At 48.3% G+C, this 15,949-nt stretch carries 16 protein-coding genes; 7 read left to right on the top strand and 9 right to left on the bottom strand.

All coding sequences use genetic code 11. The annotated features are described in order from the left end of the window. Positions 1–183: 183 nt before the first annotated feature. A complete protein-coding gene (amyA, locus tag ABLV66_RS09205) occupies positions 184–1,671 on the top strand; it encodes an alpha-amylase (RefSeq protein ID WP_045390244.1) in 1,488 nt (495 codons plus the stop codon). Between the two features lie 39 nt (positions 1,672–1,710). On the opposite strand, the gene yedD is transcribed toward amyA, so the two are convergent. Further along, the gene (yedD, locus tag ABLV66_RS09200; protein ID WP_196796492.1) at positions 1,711–2,130 is read right to left on the bottom strand and encodes a lipoprotein YedD; all 420 of its coding nucleotides are present in this window, start codon (positions 2,128–2,130) and stop codon (positions 1,711–1,713) included. 455 nt (positions 2,131–2,585) lie between these two features. On the opposite strand from yedD, the gene rcsA reads away from it, so the two are divergent. Beyond that, a complete protein-coding gene (rcsA, locus tag ABLV66_RS09195; RefSeq protein WP_348875961.1) occupies positions 2,586–3,218 on the top strand; it encodes a transcriptional regulator RcsA in 633 nt (210 codons plus the stop codon). Between the two features lie 41 nt (positions 3,219–3,259). On the opposite strand, the gene dsrB is transcribed toward rcsA, so the two are convergent. Beyond that, on the bottom strand, positions 3,260–3,448 hold the full coding sequence (dsrB, locus tag ABLV66_RS09190) for a protein DsrB (RefSeq protein ID WP_015365898.1): 189 nt from the start codon (positions 3,446–3,448) through the stop codon (positions 3,260–3,262). A gap of 134 nt (positions 3,449–3,582) precedes the next feature. Here dsrB and yodD point away from each other — a divergent pair, with 134 nt between their 5' ends. Then, positions 3,583–3,810 (top strand): YodD family peroxide/acid resistance protein, encoded by a 228-nt coding sequence (gene yodD, locus ABLV66_RS09185; protein WP_045390235.1) that lies wholly within the window; start codon positions 3,583–3,585, stop codon positions 3,808–3,810. Between the two features lie 326 nt (positions 3,811–4,136). On the opposite strand, the gene dgcQ is transcribed toward yodD, so the two are convergent. The 3 genes from dgcQ to ABLV66_RS09170 form a co-directional block, all read right to left on the bottom strand. Beyond that, positions 4,137–5,804, bottom strand: a complete 1,668-nt coding sequence (dgcQ, locus tag ABLV66_RS09180) for a cellulose biosynthesis regulator diguanylate cyclase DgcQ (RefSeq protein ID WP_047045512.1) — start codon at positions 5,802–5,804, stop codon at positions 4,137–4,139. A 99-nt stretch (positions 5,805–5,903) separates the two neighbouring features. Then, entirely contained in the window at positions 5,904–6,083 is a 180-nt protein-coding gene (locus ABLV66_RS09175; protein WP_045390229.1) for a YodC family protein, read from the bottom strand. 76 nt (positions 6,084–6,159) lie between these two features. After that, on the bottom strand, positions 6,160–7,071 hold the full coding sequence (locus ABLV66_RS09170) for a DUF808 family protein (RefSeq protein WP_045390227.1): 912 nt from the start codon (positions 7,069–7,071) through the stop codon (positions 6,160–6,162). A gap of 182 nt (positions 7,072–7,253) precedes the next feature. Between ABLV66_RS09170 and yedA the strand changes: the two genes are divergently transcribed. Next, entirely contained in the window at positions 7,254–8,165 is a 912-nt protein-coding gene (gene yedA, locus ABLV66_RS09165) for a drug/metabolite exporter YedA (RefSeq protein WP_045390224.1), read from the top strand. Here the strand turns inward: yedA and ABLV66_RS09160 are convergent. The 4 genes from ABLV66_RS09160 to drpB are packed head-to-tail and all read right to left on the bottom strand — an operon-like array spanning position 8,140 to position 11,107. Continuing rightward, complete coding sequence (locus ABLV66_RS09160; RefSeq protein ID WP_045390221.1) at positions 8,140–8,625, bottom strand: very short patch repair endonuclease; 486 nt, start codon at positions 8,623–8,625, stop codon at positions 8,140–8,142. The genes yedA and ABLV66_RS09160 overlap by 26 nt on opposite strands. After that, on the bottom strand, positions 8,606–10,030 hold the full coding sequence (locus ABLV66_RS09155) for a DNA cytosine methyltransferase (RefSeq protein WP_047045510.1): 1,425 nt from the start codon (positions 10,028–10,030) through the stop codon (positions 8,606–8,608). Before ABLV66_RS09155 ends, ABLV66_RS09160 begins: the two co-directional genes overlap by 20 nt. A 57-nt stretch (positions 10,031–10,087) precedes the next feature. Next, positions 10,088–10,783 (bottom strand): phosphohydrolase, encoded by a 696-nt coding sequence (locus tag ABLV66_RS09150; RefSeq protein WP_045390215.1) that lies wholly within the window; start codon positions 10,781–10,783, stop codon positions 10,088–10,090. A 42-nt stretch (positions 10,784–10,825) separates the two neighbouring features. Next, on the bottom strand, positions 10,826–11,107 hold the full coding sequence (drpB, locus tag ABLV66_RS09145; protein WP_045390212.1) for a cell division protein DrpB: 282 nt from the start codon (positions 11,105–11,107) through the stop codon (positions 10,826–10,828). 546 nt (positions 11,108–11,653) lie between these two features. Between drpB and ompC the strand changes: the two genes are divergently transcribed. From ompC to ABLV66_RS09130, 3 genes are all read left to right on the top strand, one after another. Continuing rightward, positions 11,654–12,796, top strand: a complete 1,143-nt coding sequence (gene ompC, locus ABLV66_RS09140) for a porin OmpC (RefSeq protein ID WP_213797641.1) — start codon at positions 11,654–11,656, stop codon at positions 12,794–12,796. 740 nt (positions 12,797–13,536) lie between these two features. Then, positions 13,537–13,650: a DUF4428 domain-containing protein gene (locus ABLV66_RS09135; RefSeq protein WP_497527753.1), complete on the top strand. Its 114-nt coding sequence runs from the start codon at positions 13,537–13,539 to the stop codon at positions 13,648–13,650. 273 nt (positions 13,651–13,923) lie between these two features. Continuing rightward, positions 13,924–15,672, top strand: coding sequence for a glycosyltransferase (locus ABLV66_RS09130; protein ID WP_047045506.1), 1,749 nt, complete (start codon positions 13,924–13,926; stop codon positions 15,670–15,672). The last annotated feature ends 277 nt before the right edge of the window (positions 15,673–15,949 follow it).

The following is a 15,949-nucleotide window of genomic DNA, read 5'->3' as shown; positions in this document are numbered from 1 at the left end:
GAGATTTTCGTGTAGTGTAAGGCGTTTAGCAGTAGCCTACCAACATCTATCCGCTACATCTTATGCCAATTTATTATATATGCAGCCATTTAGGGTATAGCGAAAAAGCAACGAAATTATTCATATTTGCCAGTTATCTCCCATACTGCAAAGGTCAGCTTGATGACGCCAGGAGCATGGAAGATGAAAAATCCCACGTTGTTGCAATGTTTTCATTGGTATTACCCGGAAGGTGGCGAGCTATGGCGGGAAGTAGAAGCCCTTGCGCCAAATCTTAACGAAATTGGCATTAATATGATTTGGTTGCCGCCCGCCTATAAGGGCGCCTCCGGCGGTTATTCGGTTGGCTATGATAGCTACGATCTTTTCGACCTCGGGGAATTCGATCAGAAAGGATCGGTTGCCACCAAATATGGCGATAAGGCCCAGTTATTGGCGGCAATTAAGGCGCTAAAAGAGCATCAAATTGCCGTCCTACTTGATGTCGTCGTTAATCATAAGATGGGCGCCGATGAGAAAGAACGCATTCGCGTACAACGCGTTGATGAACAGGACCGCACGCAAATTTCGGAAGAAATCATCGAATGTGAAGCCTGGACTCGCTATACCTTCCCTGCCCGTGGTGGACAATATTCACAATTCATCTGGGACTATAAATGTTTTAGCGGTATCGACCATATCGAAAATCCCGATGAAGATGGCGTATTCAAGGTGGTTAATGACTACACCGGCGACGGCTGGAACGATCAGGTCGACGATGAAATGGGCAACTTCGATTATCTCATGGGCGAAAATATCGATTTCCGCAACCATGCCGTCACCGAGGAGATAAAATACTGGGCCCGCTGGGTCATTGAACAGACTGGCTGCGATGGTTTTCGCCTTGATGCCGTCAAACATATTCCGGCATGGTTTTATAAAGAGTGGATTGAGCACGTACAGAGTTCCAGCGAAAAACCACTCTTTATTGTTGCCGAATACTGGTCGCATGAGGTGGATAAACTACAGCAGTATATCGATCTTGTAGACGGTAATACCATGCTGTTTGATGCACCACTGCAGATGAAATTCCATGAAGCCTCACGTCAGGGGCGCGATTACGACATGAGTCAAATCTTTACCGGCACGCTGGTTGAAGCCGATCCCTTCCATGCGGTTACGTTGGTGACGAATCATGACACTCAACCGCTTCAGGCGTTGGAAGCGCCGGTCGAAGCCTGGTTTAAGCCGCTAGCCTATGCGCTGATTTTACTGCGTGAAAACGGTGTTCCCTCGGTATTTTACGCCGACCTGTTCGGCGCAAGCTATGAAGATACCGGCGGAGATGGCCAGACTTACGCCATCGAGATGCCGGTTATCGAGCAACTTCATGAGCTCATCGACGCCCGTCAGCGTTTCGCCCACGGCGTACAAACGCTGTGGTTCGATCACCCTAACTGTATTGCCTTTAGCCGCAGCGGTACCGATGAGCACCCGGGCTGCGTGGTGGTACTTTCTAACGGCGATGATGGCGAGAAAACGCTGCCGCTTGGCGAGAATTACGCCAATAAACGCTGGAAGGATTTTCTTAATAATCGCCAGGAGATGATTGAAACCGACGACGAGGGCAATGCCGTATTTACCTGTAACGCTGGTAGCGTCAGCGTCTGGGTCATTGAAGAGGTGCTTTAAAGCACACGGGCCGGCTTAAGCCGGCCCGCCAAAAATCGATTATGGCGCGGTTTTACTCGCCGCCTGGTTCTTTTTCCAGGCCTCTTCGCACTCCGGCGTTAAGCGCTCGACGCGGGTTAACGTCATTCGGTCATATTCCAGCGTATTTCCATTACGTTCAATAGGATAAATATCAAGGCTGCTGGTCACATTGTAGACCTGGTCATCGCGGTTCATTAATTTACCCGGCTCAGCAATCACCCGCTGCCACTGACGGCAATCGAGGGTATCCCCGTCTTTAGTGACGATAAACGTCGCAATCGCCTCAGGGCTTACCATCGCGCTTTGCGGTCCCTTCGATTGCCAGAACCCTTCCAACCCTGCAGGCGCTGGCGCTTTAACCACTGCCTGATAGGTATCAACCTGTACGCATCCGGCCAAAGCAAGCAGCGCGCCAGCCATAACAATCTTTTTCATCATCCATCCCACAAACCGATAAAAAAGTATTGTGGCATTAAAGCGTTAAGGCCGCCACCCCTGCACGATGTGCCCGTTGCTTAACCTCACCGCCAATCCCGGCATTTACTCTTACCGATTATTATTAGTTGTATGAAACATGAATGAAAAATGCATTTTTTGAATACAACACCGATAACATCCATTTAATTGACTGCCGCCTCATAAGGATAATCCGAAAATAAATTGAAATAGTCGCGACGCCATGCCCCAGCGCCGGGCATTATTACTGTCAGGAACTGATTATTCTTTTTCTATGGCTTTACTTTAAGAATATTCCTGGCAAATTATGAGTATTATTAGCAAATAGTTTAGTCTGGCTAATGCTTTCCGCATAAAGTCAGGCGTTATAAAAATGGACTTCATCACACGGCCAGGCGCCAGATGAATTATCGTTACGTGTTGATTGAGGATGGGTCATGTCAACGATTATCATGGATTTGTGCAGCTATACCCGGCTAGGTTTAACCGGATATCTGGCAAGCCGGGGAATAAAGAAGCGCGATATCATTGAGGTGCGTAGTGCACTAAGTTTGAAGGAGCGCTGCGAATCACTGCGTCCGGCGGTTGTGTTTCTCAACGAGGACTGTTTTATACATCACGAAGAGAGCAACCAACTTATCCGCGACATCATTACCACCAACCCCGATACCTTATTTGTTATTTTTATGTCCCTGGCAAACATCCATTTTGACCACTATTTACTTGTGCGCAAGAATCTACTTATCAGTTCAAAATCGCTAACGCCGAAAGACCTTGATAACATTCTGGGTAATTATCTACAAACCGATACCGCCAATAATCTAAACCCATTACGCACCCGCATTCCTACTTTATCGCTCAGTCAGGCAGAATCGAATATGCTGCAGATGTGGATGGCCGGGCACGCGACTTCACATATTTCAAGACAGATGAATATCAAAGCAAAAACCGTCTCGTCACATAAAGGTAATATTAAGAAAAAGATCCAGACGCATAATAAACAGGTGATTTATCATATTGTTCGATTGGCTGAAAACATTACTTCCGGCATTTACGTCAATATGCGCTGATGGCAAACTGGCGGGTATCGCCGCCAGTTTCTGAATCGGACCTACTCAGCTTTCTCAACAAAAATGCCGTCCGGGTGCCCCACTTCATTGAAAAACCAGATCCCCAGCGGGTAGTCTTCCAGCGCCACAAGATACATGGTTCCTTCACTAAACGACTCAATTGCCAGTACTACCCCCGAACGACGTGGGCCACCGTCGGTCTTTACCGTGACACGATCGTTTACCTGCATAACTCGCCTCCTCTCGTTTTGAGCCAGTGTAGAACAAAACCTGCCTTCACGCAGCGTTCAGCCAGCGCAACTGGCGTTTTTATAGACCGTCTATACTTAAAGAGGCCCTGTCAGAGCCGAGCGAGGTAGTGATGATGAAATCCGCTAAAGACCGCGGTGTGACGAATACAGACGGGATTGACGTTAATGTCGATGCCCTGCTGGCGGCGATCAATGAGATAAGCGAAAGCGAAGTACATCGTAGTGAAGATGATCCGCACCATGTCAGTATTGATGGTCGCAACGAACACACCTGGCGCGAGCTGGCTGAAGCTTTTGAGCTTGATATTCATGACTTTAGCGTGACTGAAGCCAACCGTTAAGCACAGGTGAAAAAAATCCCGACTCGCAGGAGTCGGGATCAAACTTGCTAATGCAAGAAGCACTTGAAAATTCGTTACACCGGGAAATCCGATGCATGGAAGACATTATCCTCAATTATTTTGCATGACAAGAAGTATTGATGATGAGAATTATTGAGAAATGCGGCTTATATTTACATCCAATTTAATAACCCAGGCGTGACAAGGCTTGCCCCTTATCGTTCTGTTACGAACGGTGCGCCGAAGCGGTGAGTTTTTTAGGAATTTTCCTATACCGAAGAATATCAACGCGGCAGAAAAGGTGAGCAATTTCACATTATCGAGTCCTATCCAGCCGAACAAACCCGGTTACGTCCATTCTGCTTTGCCAGATACAGGCGATGATCGGCAATCGACTGCAGCTCCTCAAAGTTAAACTCCTCTGATATCTCGCTACTACTAACCCCCAGCGAGGCGCTGATCCGTAGACTAACGCTGTTGTGCAATAATATCTCCCGGCTATGGATACGCAGACGAATACGCTCAGCAATCGCGCGTGCTTGCGACAGTTGCGTGTTGGGTAGAACGATACAGAACTCTTCGCCGCCAACGCGGCCGGCAATATCCTCCTCGCGGATCTGCCCCATAATGGTGCTTCCCACCAGCGTTAAAACGCGGTCTCCGGCCTGGTGTCCGTGTTTATCATTAATACCTTTAAAATAATCCAGATCCAGCTGAATGACGGATATGGGCTGATTATTCCGCCGGCAGTTTCGGGCCGCCGCAATCGCCCTCTCAAACAGGGCGCCGCGATTTAACAGCCGTGTTAAAGCATCATGCCAGGCCTGCCATTCAAGCGACGCCTGTAACACGCTCATATTGATAACCATACGGCGGATAACCAACCAGGACACGATCAGCATGAGGGTAAACATTAACCACATCAGGGTCAGGGCGATGGAAATCGTCCCGAAATCACCACGCACGCCCTCCTTCAGGGTATGAATATGCAATAGTAGGCCGTCAAAGTTACGGATCTTTTCCCAACTGATATAACGGGTTAACTGGCGTATGCCACCATGGTTATCATTGGCCAACGCATAGCGCAGTTTTTCTTGTTCCTCGGGCGAGAGCGGCGTCAGCACATCATCCGGCGCCGAAGAGGCCAGCAAGTTGAGCTGCTTGTCATACAGCTGATACTCGCCCATCTGGCCTCCTTTTACCGCACTGACGAGAAAATTCTGCAGGTCGCGGATGGAAAAATCCATCGCCAGCACGCCCAGCCAGTAGTGCTCATAATCCAGAGGAATCGAGGCCGTAACCACCTGCGGTTGCGTATACCCATCTTCCTGCTGGGTGGTTTGCCAGAGGATCCCTCGCCCCGGATTATCACGCTGGGTTTGCCGCATAAACCATGCTGACCCCGTATCTCGCGAAAACTGCGCCAGCACCTGGCTTGAACTGCGCGGAGCATCGGTGGTGGTGTAAAAGCCGCTGCGAGAAACGTAGGACATGCGCTCGCTGAAGATTCGGTTATTGTTGGTCAAACGCAGAAGATAGCCAAGCTCAAGGGTAGCCATCAATTCATTGCTGGCCTGAGGATTGTTACGCGACAACAGGTCATCTGCGTCGACAAAAGAATCGGAGACTCCGTATACCGTCAGGGTACGCCGGTTGTTTAGCTCGACTGACCAGATAGGATCGTGACGTTTACTGATGTACTCCTGCTCGGCCCGGCGCAGAATGGCGAAATCCAGCGGGTTCTCCAGCGCCGATTGCATGCTGTTGCGGAAAAAGAGCAGCCGATTAAGATTAAATTGCAACAGCCCATCCATTTCATGGGCCACGTTCTCAAGATTATTACGTTGATTGGCGACGTAGGCCTCTTCCAGTACCCGGATTTCTCGCCAGATGAGTAACGTAGAAAAGAACAGCACCACGATGAAACAGATATTAACCACACGCCCCGGATTGAAGAGGCGACGGAACTTTTTTGGCCACAGCGGCTTATCCATTATTTACTCGCAGTACGGTCAAAGAAACCAACGACATCAACGCTCCTTGTCCGAACGTAATCAATATAAAAAGCGCCCGCACCAGCGGGCGCTGCACATCTAATTATGCTGCGAACGTTGCCCTTCGCCGCGGACCAGCTCATCTTCACGGAAGGCTTCACGCTGTACGACGTGACCGTCATACCACCGGCACTCCACCATGTCGCCGGCGATGCCGGTGACGACCATTCGCGGCCCGCCGCTTTTCCGTCTGACTTCATCACTGACCAACAAGACCATTTTTGCCTCCGGTATCAGGGAGAAACAGTTTCACCTTAGACGACGCCGGCCCATCTTGCGTAACCGGCGCTGGGATTTATTTCGCGTTACCGCGCAATGCGGTTATCGCTTTTACGACGCCAAAGACGATAGCGCCAATGATAAATCCTAGCACCAGATTAGCGACCACAGGCATTATGGATGCCAGTATTCCGCTCAGCCCATGGGCAAGATTTTCGATGAAATGATGCAGCGGCGCTACGCCGTGAACCACGATACCGCCGCCAACCAGAAACATCGCCAGGGTACCGACGAAAGTCAGAATTTTCATCAACCGCGGCGCGATGGCCAGGAGAGCTTTTCCTATCCATTGTGCCAGTACGCTTTTTTTCTCTACCAGCCAATAGCCCATGTCATCCAGCTTGACGATGACGCCCACCAGGCCGTAAACCCCAACGGTCACGAGGATGGCGATACCGGATAAAATCAGGATCTGATTAAGCAATGGCGCATCAGCCACAATACCCAGGGTTATCGCGACGATTTCGGCTGATAAGATAAAATCGGTACGGATCGCTCCTTTTACTTTATCGCGTTCAAAGGCCTGCGGATCCTGGGCTGCGAGCGTTTCCAGACGCTGCTGACGCAGTTTCGGGTCTTCCTTATTCTTACGCGCATGCAGGTTATGCAGCACTTTTTCAAAGCCTTCAAAACAGAGAAAAGCGCCGCCGAGCATCAAAAGCGGCGTAATAGCCCAGGGAATAAATGCGCTGATGAGTAACGCCAGCGGCACCAGAATCACTTTATTCAGAAACGAGCCTTTTGCTACCCCCCATACTACCGGGAGCTCGCGGTTGGCCCTTACGCCAGTGACCTGCTGCGCATTGAGAGAAAGATCATCGCCCAGTACGCCAGCCGTTTTCTTGGCCGCCAGTTTTCCCATGACGGAGATATCGTCCAGCAGCGTGGCAATATCGTCCAATAAGGTTAAAAGACTACTTCCTGCCAAAATGTACTTCCTTCAATTTCTGTTTATGAAACATAGAGTATGAGGCAAAAGCGCCCTCTCGCCCAGAGATGTCACTAGTCAACAAAAAAATAACAAAAAAATCACATTGAAAGCGCTCGCCAGCACGTTAGTTTTCACGTTAACTATATGTCCCCTTTCTATCTTTTTCGTCGTGAGGAAGTATGTCTACCCGTCAACTGTTACCCCTAATCGGCGCGCTGTTTGCGCTGTATATCATTTGGGGTTCAACCTATTTTGCTATCGCGATTGGCGTCGCCAGTTGGCCGCCGTTGATGATGGCCGGGATCCGCTTTCTCTCTGCTGGGGGCGTGTTGCTCATCTATTTGTTGGCCACCGGCCATAAACTCCCGGCCCGCCGGCCGCTACTTAATGCTGCACTGATTGGCATCCTGTTGCTCGCTGTCGGTAATGGGTTCGTCACCCTTGCAGAACATCAGCATGTACCATCAGGTATCGCTGCGGTAATGGTCGCCACCGTACCGCTGTTTACGCTCTGTTTCAGCCGTTTTTTTGGCATTGCCACACGCAAGCTGGAATGGTTCGGTATCGCGATCGGCCTGGCGGGAATTGTGATGCTCAATAGCGGCGGCAACCTCAGCGGTAACCCCTGGGGCGCATTGCTGATTCTGATTGGTTCCCTGAGCTGGGCGTTTGGCTCGGTTTACGGTTCGCGTATTGAATTACCAACCGGGATGATGGCTGGAGCGATCGAAATGCTGGCGGCAGGGATTGTGCTGTCTGCGGCATCGGGGCTCTCGGGGGAGAAACTCACTCAAATGCCGTCCTGGTCCGGTATTTTTGCTGTTGCTTATCTGGCCATTTTTGGCTCGCTTATTGCCATTAACGCCTATATGTATCTGATACGTAACGTAACGCCGGCGGTTGCTACCAGCTATGCCTATGTAAACCCGGTTGTCGCCGTGCTACTGGGAACCGGGTTTGGCGGCGAAAGTCTCTCCTTGATCGAATGGCTGGCGCTGGCGGTGATTATTTTCGCGGTCGTGTTGGTGACGCTGGGTAAATATCTCTTCCCTGCCCGTTCAACCGTTACGCCTTGTCAATCGGATCGATAATACCGATGCCGTGAGTGTCGATCTGCGCGCAATCCCCGCCGCCGCAGATCCACTCCTCCAGACGCTCGTTTAGGGCTTCATCGCTTAATTTCAGCCTCCCGCGGAGCGCGCACTCCCAGACAATAAGCACCCGCCAACCTTGTTCTACCAACAGCGCCAGGTCGCGGCGATCGCGCTGCACGTTAGCACCAATCTTTTTTAGCCAAAAATCGGTGCGCGTCGCCGGTACTTTAAACAGATAGCAGTGGTGATGATGCCAAAAGCAGCCGTGGGTGAAGATAACACAGCGGTAGTCAGGCAGCAGAAAATCAGGCCGCCCAGGAAGCGATGCCGCCTGAACGCTAAAAGTGAACCCGGCCTGCGTCAGTAGCGCCGCCAGCCGCTTCTCAATAGCCGTATCGCGGGTAGCGATAGCGCGCATATTTTTACTACGCGTGGCCTTATCGTGAACGTCCGCCATCGCTCTCTCCGGCAACACGTTGCTTTACCGCGACGGCAATTCGCGGCGCCAGCAGCTTCGCCACCGCGGCAAACACCGGAACAATCACCGAGTTGCCAAACTGGCGATAGGCCTGAGTATCGGAAACCGGAATACGAAAACGGTGCTCTCCCGGCGCTTCGAATCCCATCAACCTTGCGCATTCGCGCGGCGTTAAGCGCCGCGGGCGACGCAGTTGATTCTGAGGATCGTCAAAATGCTTTTCGCCTAATGCCTTATCCCAACCGCGATCCACCAGGATCTCAGCGCCATCTTTGTAGTAGCGAGCAGAGAGCGTTCGCGCGACGCTGCCAGGATGAGTCGGGTCGACCAGACCGTAGCCAAAACCGTTGCCACGCGCCTGATGTTTACGCGCGTACCGGTAAAGATACTTCCACAGAACCGGCGTCAGGATGAATTTAGCATCGACGGTCGGATCCAATAACTCACCGAAGGTTGGCCGCTGCGGCGGATACAAACTGGCGATATCGCGCAGCGTAAATCCTTCATGCAACTGTAAGTCACGACGGAAACCCACCAGCACAATACGCTCGCGGTGCTGCGGCAGGAAATGACGCCCATCGATAACTTTGGGATCCTCGGCGCCCGCATGATCGGCATCCGCCACCTCATAGCCAAGCTCATCCAGCGTTTGCATGATAATGCGGAAGGTTCTTCCTTGATCGTGACTCTTCAGATTCTTGACGTTTTCCAGCACGAAGATCGGCGGACGGCGGGCGGCAATAATTCTGACGACATCAAAAAACAGTGTTCCCTGAGTTTCACAGGCAAAACCATGGGCGCGTCCCATGGCATTTTTCTTTGATACCCCGGCGAGGGAAAAGGGCTGGCAAGGGAAGCCCGCCAGCAGCACATCATGTTGCGGGATCGCCTCGCGGATAGACTTCGCCGCCTCTTCATCACTGATATCGCTGCGCTGGCTGAGAGTGATTTCGCGGATATCGGCGTTAAAGCTGTGCTCCTGTGGATCGCAATACCAGTTAGCTTTATAGGTACGAACAGCGTGTTTATTCCACTCGCTGGTAAATACGCACTGCCCGCCAATAGCTTCAAAGCCGTGGCGAATGCCGCCGATGCCGGCGAAGAGATCGATAAAACGAAACGCATAGTCGGGATGATGGCGCGGCGGAATCGGTAAAAGGCTCGCCAGATGCGCACACTCCGCGTTCGTCAACCGGCTTGCCGCACGGCTCACCGTCGCCACCCGTTTGACTATCGCCGGGCTCCAGTGCTGATCGCCAACAGCAACCAGCTGTGCAACCAGGGTTTTGACATCATATATCGTCATCAGCTGGCGCAATAACGCCTGCGCGTGTTCCCCTGCCGGCTCAGACAGGAGCTTTTCTTTTGGTAAATTTTGCGGCATAACCTCAACCAGCACGGACAATTTTTGCAGAGAGTACCACAAATAGTCGCAACGGATTTAAACCGCAGGCGCAAAGCGGCGCAAAACCGCCTCATCCAACGACAGAGGGTTGCCGCGCAGTTCGGCGCTCAGCTTCGCCATAAATTGCACCAGAAATTGGGCATTATGCACCGCCAGCGCTCTCCCCTGCTCCGTTTGCATGGTCTCAGGCAGGCGTAGCAATTTACTCTGAAAATGGTCGAGGGCATATTTCTTGTCATCAAGATCGCGCTGGTCAGCAAAGGGGTCGTCAGCATCAAACAAAATAGTGTTCAACGCGCCGGAAACGGCAAAGACACGAGCCAGGCCAATCGCGCCCAGAGCCTCCAGACGATCTGCATCTTGCACAATTTTCGCCTCTACGCTTTGCGGTAATATAGCCGCACTAAAGCTATGCGCTTCAATAGCATGCATAACCGCAGGATAACGGTCGGCGGGAAAGTCGGGGAAAGCGCTTTGCAGGATAGACCGCGTTTTTTCTGCCGCCATCCGTGAGGACTGATGACGTTGAGGGTGATTTTTAGCCAGGCTGACAATATCGTGAAAGTAGCAGGCCGTCAGGATAACCAACTGGTCAGCGTCGCTATCGCCGACCAGTTGCTGCGCGGTACTCCAGACACGGCGAAAGTGAGATATATCATGAGCCGCATCTTCCTGCGCATGATGCGCATTTAACCAGTTTTCAAATCGTTGTTGCCATTCAGCTAATAACATGAGCTTTTCCTGATGCCTGGACCCGCTGTGAGCATAGCAACTTTAATCGTGCTGTTCATGTCCCTGAATTTGGGGACGCGTGTACCAGGCTATCGCCCCAAGGATGGAACCCACACCTCCCAGCACCAAGAAACCCAGTAGCGCGCCAATCCATTTGCCTGCCGTTGAACCCAATTCACCATCAATGCTGGCGCCGGGAATGCTTTGAATACGCCCCACTATCCACCAGTACCGCACCATCGCCCATACAAAGTAACCGCAAAAGGCGTAAAAAGCCCATAACGCCAGCTTTCCACCGGGGCTCCGTTTCGCTTTAGTGTCCATTAAATCCTTCTCCATACTTCAACTACTGCGCATGATCTCCAATCACACAATTGTGATGCGCGTCACATTATACAATTATCGTGCTTATCTGGAAGCATGAGTATGGTGCTGAGCGCTTTCGGCCACCCGCGAACGCAGGATTGGGTCGCTCCCTATATACTACGGATGTAGTCATGTTTTTAAATAAGACGATTTGATGAAATGTAGCGCCATTAATTATAAAATAATATTATTCCAAATGTAATTTATCAATATATAACCTGTCATGTTTTATATTATTTACAGTGCAAATGTCATTTCAATGGGTAATTTAAAAAACATTAATATCAACAAGAAAAATAAAACACCAATAAACCACAGAAATATTAATCAACTAAAGAATAAAAAATACATATATTGAATATAAAATAAATATTTTGAAATATTTTAATATCTTTTTATTACATTTTTTATTTAATTAAAAATGAACTTAAGCGGCTAGTATCAATTCGTCATTCCACAGGGAATTAGACAATTCATATTAATTATGATTAAAGGGAATACATAATGAAAAGAAAAGTATTGGCTATTATGCTGCCGGCGTTATTAGCAGCAGGCGCGGCGCACTCTGCGGAAATTTATAACAAAAACGGCAACAAGCTTGACCTCTACGGAAAAATTGACGGTCTGCACTATTTCTCTGACGATGCTTCTGAAGATGGCGACCAAACCTACGCGCGTTTAGGCGTGAAAGGCGAAACACAGATCAACGATCAGCTGACCGGCTACGGCCAGTGGGAATACAATATTCAGGCGAACACCACTGAAGATGAAGGCGCTAACTCCTGGACCCGTCTGGGCTTCGCGGGTCTGAAATTTGCTGACTACGGTTCTCTGGACTACGGCCGTAACTACGGCGTTATCTATGATGTCGAAGCGTGGACCGACGTACTGCCGGAATTCGGCGGCGACAGCTACACCCAAACTGACGTCTTCATGCTTGGCCGTACCAACGGCGTGGCGACCTATCGTAACAGCGATTTCTTCGGCCTGGTTGATGGTTTAAGCTTTGCCCTGCAGTATCAGGGTAATAACGAAAACGCTGGCTCCGGCGAAGGCACCAATAACGGCGATGATCGTAAACTGGCCCGTGAAAATGGAGACGGTTTCGGTATCTCCTCTTCCTACGATCTCGGCATGGGCATCAGCTTCGGCGCGGCGTATGCTTCTTCTGACCGTACCAACAATCAGGTGGCCGCAGCGGCCAACAGCGCTTACGCCGGCGGCGATAAAGCCGATGCCTGGACCGTGGGCGCGAAATACGATGCTAACAACATCTACCTGGCCGCAATGTACGCGGAAACCCGCAACATGACTTCCTTCGGTAAATCCACCAGCAATCTTGGCGGCGGTATTGCCAACAAGACGCAGAACTTCGAAGTTGTTGCCCAGTATCAGTTCGACGATTTCGGTTTACCGCTGCGTCCATCCGTCGCTTATCTGCAATCTAAAGGTAAAGACCTGTACAACAGCGGCGACAAAGACCTGGTTAAATACGTTGATGTGGGTATGACTTACTACTTCAACAAAAACATGTCCACCTACGTTGATTACAAAATCAACCTGCTGGACGAAGACGACTACTTCTATCGCGCTAACGGCATCGCGACTGATGACGTAGTCGCGCTGGGCCTGGTCTACCAGTTCTAAGAGCCCCGCATGACCAAAGCCTGCCACGGGCAGGCTTTTTTCGTTTTTAGCAGTCAGCCGATCGCGGCATCGGCATACATCCAGCCATTGAAGTCATTTAAACTTTCGTCCTGGAAATGGCTCCAGCCCCCACGGTTCAGGAAAGCGGGAGATTTGCTCCCCCAATAAAGTTGCCCCTAATCCGCTGTTCAGAACCTATTCTAACGACATAAAAATCAGCTAATTAATAATTTTACTATATTACATTGATTTTACATCCAGCAATATTGGGTTGGCATACGGCTCTTATGAACTATCTGGCAAAATGATTGGCACGATCGGACAGTATTTTCTCGCCCCTGCACTGATGATTATCCGGCAACTCTTCTATTCGATTGCTGGCTGGCTCTCTCCTCTCGCCCCCTACATCTCCCACGATTTCTGCACCGGGATGGAATACCCCTACAAAAATGATCGTTTTGACCGATCGATTTAACAAAATCGATCTGTCATAACAATTATCCACACGAAAAATACGCCTTTAAAATATCCCCTTCACAGGGAAGAACATTTTGTGACTCTTAAACAGGTAATAACCGGGCTGGTTTACGGCGTGGAAGTTATGTCGTGTCGCATCACAACACGTTAAACCTGTTATGAAGAGCATGACTACAGCAGGCTTAGCTGTCTGATATGCATTGATTGAAAAAACGACAAATTGGTATAATTGCAAAGTGAAATTATTTAAATGTAAACACTGCATGCGCTGCGGTAAAAAGCTAGGGTTCTTCGAAAGATTAATGGCTGAGAAAGATTATCTCTGCGATGAGTGTTGTTCTAAAGTAAGCAAATACATGTATGACAAGAGACAATAAGTTTCCAACCGCAAGGCAGGAAAACGACTCAAATTCGCATGGATAAGTCTTATGACATGTAAAATCTCATGACCCGTGAACAAAGTAATGGGGTTCGTTTTCTCTTACAATTGCGACATCAATAGCGACCAATACGGATGGTCAATAATATTGATCAGGTTTGCCATTTGGTTGCGATAGCCAGGTACTAGTATTGTAAACAATCATCTCGGTTAGTTGTTAACCGTCCATTTCAATTTTTTATCGCGCTTTAAATAATCAAAAAGAGGAATAATGGAAACAGCAAAATGCTTACAGCGGTTGGTTATGCCAAACGCCAGGTTTGGGGCTTCTGAAAGCATGTACATCAGAGGGAGCCTTTTTTCATTTTCGGGAAATATCATTACCATATTTCCCGGAGGGAAAATTTCTTTTGATACCTATTACAATGGTTTTTCCACTATTCTCTGGAAAGAAAAATGCGGAATACACGATCTCGCGTTCAATGCATCAGGCACTGGGTTAGCCAAAATCAGCGCGATGCTCATTACAGAAGAAAATTCAAAATATGAGCTAGCATCGGCGACCGTGGCACTGGATAACCTCACTCGAGAAATATTCACCCTGGATTTGGGCAACACTCTCAATCGAGGCATTATATATATTGAAATAATTCCGATAGATGGAATTGTCTCCCTTAATAGCGGGGAATGGTTTACCAAACAGTCTCCCCGCAGAGAGGTTAAGCTTGGGATATCAATTACACATTTTGATAGAAAAAAATACGTTATCCCATCAATGATGAGAATAAAGCGAGAAATATTAGAAGATGATAACTATCGCGGACTAATTGATTTTACTGTTATTGATAACTCCAATAATATAACAGCTAATGAGGCTAATGGAATTAAGGTCATTCCAAATAAAAATACCGGAGGTGCGGGTGGATTTATGAGAGGCCTACTTCATTACATTGATGAAGGTGATTTCACCCATACATTATTCATGGATGATGATGCAAGTTGTGAAGCTGAATGCATTAAAAAGACATACTCGATATTGAGTTATGCGTTAAACGACAATGCTGCAGTTTCTGGTTCGTTATTCGCAGGTGCGCGCCCCGACTCTTTAGTTGAGAAGGGAGCATTTTTTGATAGGGTATGTCATCCTATTTACTCAGGGTGGCGATTAAATGATGTGGAATCCCTGGTAAAAACAGAAACTCTAATACAATTCCCTAATTATGGCGCGTGGTGGTTCTTTGCATTCCCGATAAATCACGTCAAGAGTTTTGCATTTCCTTTTTTTGTTCGCGGTGATGATATCTTATTCGGCATGATGAACGATTTTGATATATTAACAACAAATGGCATTGCTTGTTACGCGGAGGAAGATTTCTCCTCTAAGACCTCACCGTTGACCGCCTACCTTGATACGCGAAATCATCTCGTGAATATGTTATATTTTGGCCGACCAGTTAAAGACATAATTGGTACATATATTTCATTTCATCTAAAAAGCCTGCTTGCTCATCAATATGGTAGTGCAGCCGCCATCAACCTGGCTTTCAAACATGTTTATGGCGCTCCCGATTTTTGGGAAAATAATGCAGACATGAAGGATGTTCGAGAAGAATTAAACTCTATTACTTTTAATGAAAAAATGAAACCGATATCTCCTCCAGATAATAGTGTAGAGTTTAAGTGTAATTTCGAAAAAAAATCACGACGATTTTTCAGAATTATTACGTTAAATGGATTTCTGGCGCCTTCAAAAAACAAAATTATTTATCAGGAAAAAACATCAGGCGTGTCGCTGAGACAGATTTTTAGGTACAAGAAGATCTTTTATTACGATCGAAGCACTAAAAATGGTTATATTGCTGAAGCATCAAAAAAACAGCAGGCCTTAGGGTTTATCAAGATACTCTTTAATACCTTAAAGATAATTATTACATCAAAAGCACAGCGAAAAAAATATTCAGAAGTGACTTGCAAGCTCACAACAGAAGGGTTCTGGAGAAAGATACTTCTTCGCCAATAAATACTCTTACCCTCTTATTCGAGTGAATCCTATCCCGTAAGAAAAGAGTTTTTATTCTTACTGGCTATCAACGCATCAGATCTTTTTATAGTTGCAGGAGTTGAAGTATCAACAAACTGCAACTTTTTAATGTAATCCATTCACCCCGTCAAGCTGACTATACACGCTAGCATGTTTACGATGGTAAATTCAGTGAATCGATTTTATGCAGAATAATCATCACCGCACTACACATGAAGAGGCTCTGTTACGTAAATTATCGCTCAAGTCGTGTAGT

Source organism: Klebsiella sp. CN_Kp073 (assembly GCF_040065495.2).
GTDB lineage: Bacteria > Pseudomonadota > Gammaproteobacteria > Enterobacterales > Enterobacteriaceae > Klebsiella > Klebsiella aerogenes.
Note: the sequence above shows the minus strand (reverse complement) of the source record. Positions and strands in the feature narration are given on the sequence as shown.

What these genes read in the sequence shown, in the direction of transcription:
- ABLV66_RS09130 (WP_047045506.1), top strand. Translation starts at nt 13,924, where the DNA reads ATGGAAACAGCAAAATGCTTACAGCGGTTGGTTATGCCAAACGCCAGG.
- rcsA (WP_348875961.1), top strand. Translation starts at nt 2,586, where the DNA reads ATGTCAACGATTATCATGGATTTGTGCAGCTATACCCGGCTAGGTTTA.
- ABLV66_RS09135 (WP_497527753.1), top strand. Translation starts at nt 13,537, where the DNA reads ATGCGCTGCGGTAAAAAGCTAGGGTTCTTCGAAAGATTAATGGCTGAG.
- drpB (WP_045390212.1), bottom strand. Translation starts at nt 11,107, where the DNA reads ATGGACACTAAAGCGAAACGGAGCCCCGGTGGAAAGCTGGCGTTATGG.
- dgcQ (WP_047045512.1), bottom strand. Translation starts at nt 5,804, where the DNA reads ATGGATAAGCCGCTGTGGCCAAAAAAGTTCCGTCGCCTCTTCAATCCG.
- ABLV66_RS09155 (WP_047045510.1), bottom strand. Translation starts at nt 10,030, where the DNA reads ATGCCGCAAAATTTACCAAAAGAAAAGCTCCTGTCTGAGCCGGCAGGG.
- yedD (WP_196796492.1), bottom strand. Translation starts at nt 2,130, where the DNA reads ATGATGAAAAAGATTGTTATGGCTGGCGCGCTGCTTGCTTTGGCCGGA.
- ompC (WP_213797641.1), top strand. Translation starts at nt 11,654, where the DNA reads ATGAAAAGAAAAGTATTGGCTATTATGCTGCCGGCGTTATTAGCAGCA.
- dsrB (WP_015365898.1), bottom strand. Translation starts at nt 3,448, where the DNA reads ATGCAGGTAAACGATCGTGTCACGGTAAAGACCGACGGTGGCCCACGT.
- ABLV66_RS09160 (WP_045390221.1), bottom strand. Translation starts at nt 8,625, where the DNA reads ATGGCGGACGTTCACGATAAGGCCACGCGTAGTAAAAATATGCGCGCT.
- ABLV66_RS09175 (WP_045390229.1), bottom strand. Translation starts at nt 6,083, where the DNA reads ATGGTCTTGTTGGTCAGTGATGAAGTCAGACGGAAAAGCGGCGGGCCG.
- amyA (WP_045390244.1), top strand. Translation starts at nt 184, where the DNA reads ATGAAAAATCCCACGTTGTTGCAATGTTTTCATTGGTATTACCCGGAA.
- yedA (WP_045390224.1), top strand. Translation starts at nt 7,254, where the DNA reads ATGTCTACCCGTCAACTGTTACCCCTAATCGGCGCGCTGTTTGCGCTG.
- yodD (WP_045390235.1), top strand. Translation starts at nt 3,583, where the DNA reads ATGAAATCCGCTAAAGACCGCGGTGTGACGAATACAGACGGGATTGAC.
- ABLV66_RS09150 (WP_045390215.1), bottom strand. Translation starts at nt 10,783, where the DNA reads ATGTTATTAGCTGAATGGCAACAACGATTTGAAAACTGGTTAAATGCG.